Raw genomic sequence first — 6319 nt, 5'->3', positions numbered from 1 at the left:
ATTTTAGGACTAGACAATTACTTAGCATTCATTAATGCGACAGTATTATCTAGCATGCGGTTACTGAAACCCCATTCGTTATCGTACCAAGCCATTACTTTAACTAAACGACCATTAACACGAGTTTGTGTTGCATCGAAGTTAGATGAGTAAGGGTTGTGATTGAAGTCAATAGAGACTAATGGTTCTTCATTGACAGCAAGCACTTCACTCAATGGTGCAACTTGAGCAGCTTTAGTGATGATCTCGTTAATCTCTTCCACGCTAGTATCTCTACCTGCAACAAACGTTAGGTCAACTAATGACACGTTTACTGTAGGTACACGAACGGCTAAACCGTCAAATTTACCTTGTAGTTCAGGAACAACAAGTCCAACAGCGGCTGCCGCACCAGTTTGAGTTGGGATCATCGACATTGCAGCGGCACGAGCACGACGTAAGTCAGTGTGATAAACATCTGATAAACGTTGATCGTTTGTGTATGCATGAATAGTAGTCATTAAACCAGACTCAATACCGATAGAATCGTTTAATGGCTTAGCAAAAGGTGCTAGACAGTTGGTTGTACAAGAAGCGTTTGAGATAACTGTCATATCTGAAGTTAATACTTCATTATTAACACCATAAACAACGGTAGCGTCCACTTGTTTACCTGGTGCAGAAATGATGACCTTTTTAGCACCCGCATCTAAATGAGGTTTAACAGCGTCTTTAGATGTGAAAATACCTGTACATTCATAAACAACATCAACGTTTAATTCTGCCCATGGTAATTTAGAAGGGTCACGTTCTTGGAAAGTTAAGATTTTGTCGCCGTTGACATAAATAGCTTCGTCATCGTGATCAACTTTAGCATTGAAACGGCCATGAACTGAGTCGTATTTAGTAAGGTGAGCATTAATTGAAGCATCACCCAAATCGTTTAAAGCAACGATTTCGATTGGATAATCCTTTTCGCTTTCATAAAGCGCACGTAAAACATTTCTACCGATACGGCCATAGCCGTTAATTGCAACACGGATAGTCATCGCATATCCCTCAAGTGATTATAAATCTGTTACGTAAATCGTATGGTAGTAAAATTACCAAATTAGAGCATTTCGTCAAGTAAAAAAGCCCAAAAAGCGACATTTATCGTGAATATGTCTGTATTTTATTTACAGAATTCAAAATAAAAGCGGTTTTGAGCTTTTTTATGAAAGTCCAATACAGCGAGTGCTGTAAATGATTTGTGTTTTAGTGTAGCTAATAATTTTACATTTGGTTATTCAAAACGATGTTTTATCTTACTGCTTGCAAACTTTCCTTGCTTGATGTCCTTTACTAGTTCTTTCGCTTCTGCATCGAGTTGCACCGCTAAGTCTGAATTGTTTGCTATTAACGCTAATAATTTTTCTTCTGAGGCAGTGTTATCACTTATTAAAGTATTAGCCTTAGTTAACAAATACTCGTTTTGTACATTTTGTTCTCTTCTATATATGGTTGCGAGAGCGAGGAGCCAATCTGAATCAATATTGCTCGCCTTAACATGGGAGAGTAAATGCAAATAAAGTAATTTGGCTCTGGCGATATCTGTTTTTATATAGTGAGAGGCAACTTGAGCGAGCATAAAGGTTTCAGTGAGCTCACCGGCTTGTTCGGCTTTAATAACAATATCGCGAGAGGGGAAGTCATTAAATTTAGTCCAACGATAATATGCAAGGTAAATATCGGGATTGTCTTTGGTGTACTCTTGTAATTGGGCTAAGTTTTGAGTGCTAACAGCATAAGCACGTTCTCTGTCTTCTGTTCGATGTGTGTTTATTATATGTTTAACGCCGGCTGCGAGTTCAATGCAGTTGCTATAAGATTCAAGTTTAATTAATTGATCATATAGTTGCTTACCCGACGGATTTTCAGTGATCTTTAATTGATAACGACTACGGATTAAGTCTCCTTTTTCTACTAAACACCAACTATCCTTGTGTAAATCGGCACAAAGTTCAGGATTTTTTTTACAAATGCTGCCACTATTTCGGCCAACATCACAACCAAATAAGCCGAATAAAGCAGCAAAAATTGAAAATGATGTAATTATTACTAAACTTTTGTTCAAAACTAGCTCCAAAACAGGAAATTATCTAATAAAATTACAGGTTTACTAAAAATTTCTTACTGGCGAAAACGCATAAATTTCATTACAATGTCGCCGACCAAAAGGGGTTAACCCTACCAAATAATGATTATTGGTCTTTTCTTTTCGTTACTCAATTCTTTCTGCGACAAAAAGCTGAAATATGAGATAAAGGATCTTTTTAATGAGCGCTGATAAACACCTACAAAGTTGGCAAGAACGTTTCGAAATGGCTGAAGCAATGCAGCCTTTATTAGGAAAACTATACCGCAATCAAGGCGTTGAAGTCTTAGTGTATGGTAAACCTCTACTAAACGCATCTACAATTGAAATTATTAAAGCGCATCGACTTGTTCGTCGCCATATTGGTGAAAAATTACGTCTACGTGAAAGCTTTCCGTTTGTTGAAGCATTAAGTAAGTTGTCAGTAAAACACTGTAAAGTTGATATCGGTAAACTAGCGATTAATTACTGGCGTGATAATAAAGACGCTTCTCAAATTCAAGCTTACATGACTCGTGAGCTGGAAGCAGGTCTTAATTTTGGCGATGATGTTGAATCAAAAGACGTAGTTTTATATGGCTTTGGACGTATCGGTCGTTTATTAGCACGATTAATGATCGAAAAAACAGGTAAGAGTAATAAACTTTGTTTACGAGCCATTGTTTTACGTGGTGGTAAAAAAGGCGATTTAGAAAAGCGCGCGAGCTTATTACGTCGTGATTCAGTTCATGGGCCGTTCAACGGTTCTGTTGAAGTTGATGAAGAGAACAATGCTATCATTGCCAATGGTACGTACATTCAAATCATCTATGCCAATTCACCTGATCAAGTCGACTACACACAATATGGCATTAATAATGCGCTAGTAGTTGATAATACAGGTATTTGGAAAGACGAAGCTGGTTTAGGTCTTCACCTTAAGAGCAAGGGCGCAAGCAAAGTATTGTTAACTGCACCTGCTAAAGGCGCGATTAAAAATATTGTTTACGGTGTTAACGAAAACGATATTTTACCTGAAGACATGATTGTTTCAGCAGCAAGCTGTACTACTAATGCTATTACACCAGTATTGAAAGCTGTTAACGATAAGTATGGTATTGAAAACGGTCACGTAGAAACGATTCACTCTTATACCAATGACCAAAACCTAATTGATAATTACCATAGTGCTGACCGTCGAGGCCGCAGTGCACCATTAAACATGGTTATTACTGAAACGGGTGCAGCAAAAGCTGTTGCAAAAGCATTACCCGTTATGGAAGGTAAATTAACAGGCAACGCTATTCGCGTTCCTACACCAAATGTCTCAATGGCAATTATCAGTGTTAATTTAAATGGTGAGACTAATCGCGAAGAATTAAATGAATATCTTAAGGATATTGCGTTAACTTCAGATCTTAAAAACCAAGTAGATTACACCGACTCAACTGAAATTGTTTCGAGTGATTTAGTCGGTTCTCGCTATGCAGGTGTTGTTGATTCACAAGCGACAATTGCTGATGGCAAACGTGCGATATTATATGTTTGGTATGACAACGAATTTGGTTATAGCTGCCAGGTTGTTGGTGTTATGCAAAAAATGCTTGGATTAACGACGTTATCTTTACCAGAAGCTTAAGATTTTTAATCTGTCTTTAATTATCTAAAAGACACTTTGAAAAAAGCACTTCAATTGAAGTGCTTTTTTATTGTTTGAGTTTTATTCGTATTGTTAATTATTCACTCAATACGTAGATTTAAACATCAAACAAATTCAAAACTGCTATTATTTAAAAAATCTGCATTGACAGTCATGCGTAAAACGGTAAAATCCATTTCGAAATCAACAACGGAGATTAACTCCTTATTGATTACTTGCATTGAAAGGCGACATTAGCTCAGTTGGTAGAGCGATACCTTGCCAAGGTATAGGTCATCAGTTCGAACCTGATATGTCGCTCCAATTCAATAACAAGTTTCGGCGCGATGGCAGAATGGCTATGCTGCGGATTGCAAATCCGTCGACCTCGGTTCGACTCCGGGTCGCGCCTCCACAAATTTTGTTTAATTGTATTGATTTAGATACAGTTAAAACAACACTTTTGCCCGAGTGGTGGAATCGGTAGACACAAGGGATTTAAAATCCCTCGCTTAATAGGCGTGCCAGTTCAAGTCTGGCCTCGGGTACCATCATTTACATACGTAAGTATGGTGCAAAAAGCCTCGACATTAGTCGGGGCTTTTTTGTGCCTGTAAATCGTGCTTTGGCGAAAGATAAATCCCTCGTCGTTATAAGATAGGGCGTACCAGTTCAAGTTTGGCCTCGGGTACCATTATTTACATACGTAAGTATGGTGCAAAAAGCCTCGACATTAGTCGGTTTTTTTTGTGCCTGTAAATCGTGGTTTGGCGAAAGATAAATCCTCTCGTCCTTTTAAAATAGGGCGTGCTAATTCAAGTTGACCTCAGATGCCATCATTGCATACGACTTAGTATTAAGGCGCACGTGTAATTCTAGCTTTTGGAGATTCAAATCCTTCTAGGTTTAAAGTAACAAATGCATATGCGGATATTTGTTAATCATACGAGTTAAAAGGGGGAAACTTGATAGGTTGAAGATTGTTGCGAAGTTAGTGAATGCAGGATCAGAAGGGTAGCATTAAATTAAATACAGTGTGAGTAAACATCAATATAAAAACTCATTATACTCAGCAAAAAAACGATTCTACCCGCATCTTAAAACACGTACGCTAGCGAAATTGAAAAACTCACCAAGTCTCGCATGAATGTCTATTTAATATGAGATATCTACTGAAGTTTTCTAAGAGAACAGAATCTTTATTGTATTTTATTTATTTTATACTGATAAAAAATGATAAATCCTTAAAGTGTGAACAATTTCTGATTAGTTGATTAAATGTCACTATTTCCAATGCCAATACAATGGTATAAATACTAAAAATTGTGGTTCACTTTATAAGTAGGAAAGAAGTAATGATATTTTCTCAAATCCCTCAAGCTCCAGCAGATCCCATTTTAGGTTTAACAGACGCATTTAAAAAAGATCCACGTGCCGATAAAGTTAATCTTGGTGTTGGTATTTATAAAGATGAAGCCGGACAAACCCCGGTACTTAAAACAGTTAAAAAAGCTGAAGCCATTTTATTAGACGCTGAGAAAACAAAAAACTATCTTGGCATTGAAGGTGTAGAGCTATACAACACAGCAGTTCAAACATTATTATTTGGTGCTAAAAATGACATTATTAAGGCTAAACGAGCATACACAGCTCAAGCACCAGGCGGAACGGGTTCATTACGTGTAGCCGCTGAATTTTTAGTTCGTAACACTGATTCAAAAACATTATGGGTCAGTAATCCTACCTGGGCAAACCATCAAAATATTTTCCAAACAGCTGGTTTAACAATAAAAGAGTACGGTTATTACAAAGCAAAAACCCACGATATGGATTTCGATGCAATGATAACTGATTTGCAAGCTGCTCAACCTGGTGATCTTATTTTGCTTCATGGTTGCTGTCATAACCCTACTGGGATTGATTTAAGTTCATCTCAATGGGAGACAGTAGGTCAATTGTGTGTTGACAAAGAATTAGTCCCTTTATTTGATTTTGCCTACCAGGGCTTTGGCGCTGGTATCGAAGAAGATGCGCAAGGCTTACGGATTGTTGCTGCTAAAGTGCCAGAACTATTAGTCGCTAACTCTTTCTCTAAAAACTTTGGTTTATATAACGAACGTATTGGTGCTATTACTGTCGTTGCTGCAAATGAAGAAACAGCACAAAAAAGTTTTAGTCAGATTAAAAAAACAATTCGTGCTACTTATTCTAATCCCCCGGCGCACGGTGGTTTAATTGTAAGTACCATACTTTCTGATGAGACTTTACGCCAAGAGTGGGAAGTAGAGTTGGCTGAAATGCGCCAACGTATTGCAGAAATGCGAGTTCTATTTGTAGAAACGTTAAAAAGCGAAGGTGTGAAACAAGACTTTAGCTTTATCTCTCGTCAAAATGGTATGTTTAGCTTTTCAGGTTTAAGCAAAGAACAAGTTAATCGTTTAAAAGACGAATTTGGAGTATATATTGTTGGTTCTGGACGCATCAGTGTTGCGGGTATGACTAAACAAAATATTCCTGTAATTTGTAAAGCAATAGCTCAGGTTTTATAAGTACATTAACCTATTTTTAGTTTAGAGATTGTTTTT

At 37.3% G+C, this 6319-nt stretch carries 4 protein-coding genes and 3 tRNA genes; 5 read left to right on the top strand and 2 right to left on the bottom strand.

What is annotated here, in order from left to right:
* Positions 1–17: 17 nt before the first annotated feature.
* A complete protein-coding gene (gap, locus tag AB4128_RS18020; RefSeq protein WP_055023940.1) occupies positions 18–1028 on the bottom strand; it encodes a type I glyceraldehyde-3-phosphate dehydrogenase in 1011 nt (336 codons plus the stop codon).
* 236 nt (positions 1029–1264) lie between these two features.
* Positions 1265–2095 carry a DUF2989 domain-containing protein gene (locus AB4128_RS18015; protein WP_372038525.1) on the bottom strand — a complete coding sequence of 277 codons (831 nt, stop codon included), beginning with the start codon at positions 2093–2095 and terminating at the stop codon, positions 1265–1267.
* A 202-nt stretch (positions 2096–2297) separates the two neighbouring features.
* On the opposite strand from AB4128_RS18015, the gene AB4128_RS18010 reads away from it, so the two are divergent.
* The 5 genes from AB4128_RS18010 (at position 2298) to AB4128_RS17990 (ending at position 6283) form a co-directional block, all read left to right on the top strand.
* Positions 2298–3734, top strand: coding sequence for a glyceraldehyde-3-phosphate dehydrogenase (locus tag AB4128_RS18010; RefSeq protein ID WP_372038524.1), 1437 nt, complete (start codon positions 2298–2300; stop codon positions 3732–3734).
* 248 nt (positions 3735–3982) lie between these two features.
* A tRNA-Gly gene (locus AB4128_RS18005) sits at positions 3983–4058 on the top strand.
* A gap of 17 nt (positions 4059–4075) precedes the next feature.
* A tRNA-Cys gene (locus AB4128_RS18000) sits at positions 4076–4149 on the top strand.
* Between the two features lie 50 nt (positions 4150–4199).
* Positions 4200–4285: transfer RNA gene (locus AB4128_RS17995), tRNA-Leu, on the top strand.
* 804 nt (positions 4286–5089) lie between these two features.
* Positions 5090–6283 carry an amino acid aminotransferase gene (locus tag AB4128_RS17990; RefSeq protein WP_372038523.1) on the top strand — a complete coding sequence of 398 codons (1194 nt, stop codon included), beginning with the start codon at positions 5090–5092 and terminating at the stop codon, positions 6281–6283.
* Positions 6284–6319: the final 36 nt, after the last annotated feature.

The organism is Shewanella sp. 10N.286.52.A9 (assembly GCF_041468985.1).
GTDB classification, from domain to species: Bacteria; Pseudomonadota; Gammaproteobacteria; order Enterobacterales; family Shewanellaceae; genus Shewanella; species Shewanella japonica.
This window is presented reverse-complemented; position numbering and strand designations above follow the sequence as displayed.

What these genes read in the sequence shown, in the direction of transcription:
- gap (WP_055023940.1), bottom strand. Translation starts at nt 1,028, where the DNA reads ATGACTATCCGTGTTGCAATTAACGGCTATGGCCGTATCGGTAGAAAT.
- AB4128_RS17990 (WP_372038523.1), top strand. Translation starts at nt 5,090, where the DNA reads ATGATATTTTCTCAAATCCCTCAAGCTCCAGCAGATCCCATTTTAGGT.
- AB4128_RS18010 (WP_372038524.1), top strand. Translation starts at nt 2,298, where the DNA reads ATGAGCGCTGATAAACACCTACAAAGTTGGCAAGAACGTTTCGAAATG.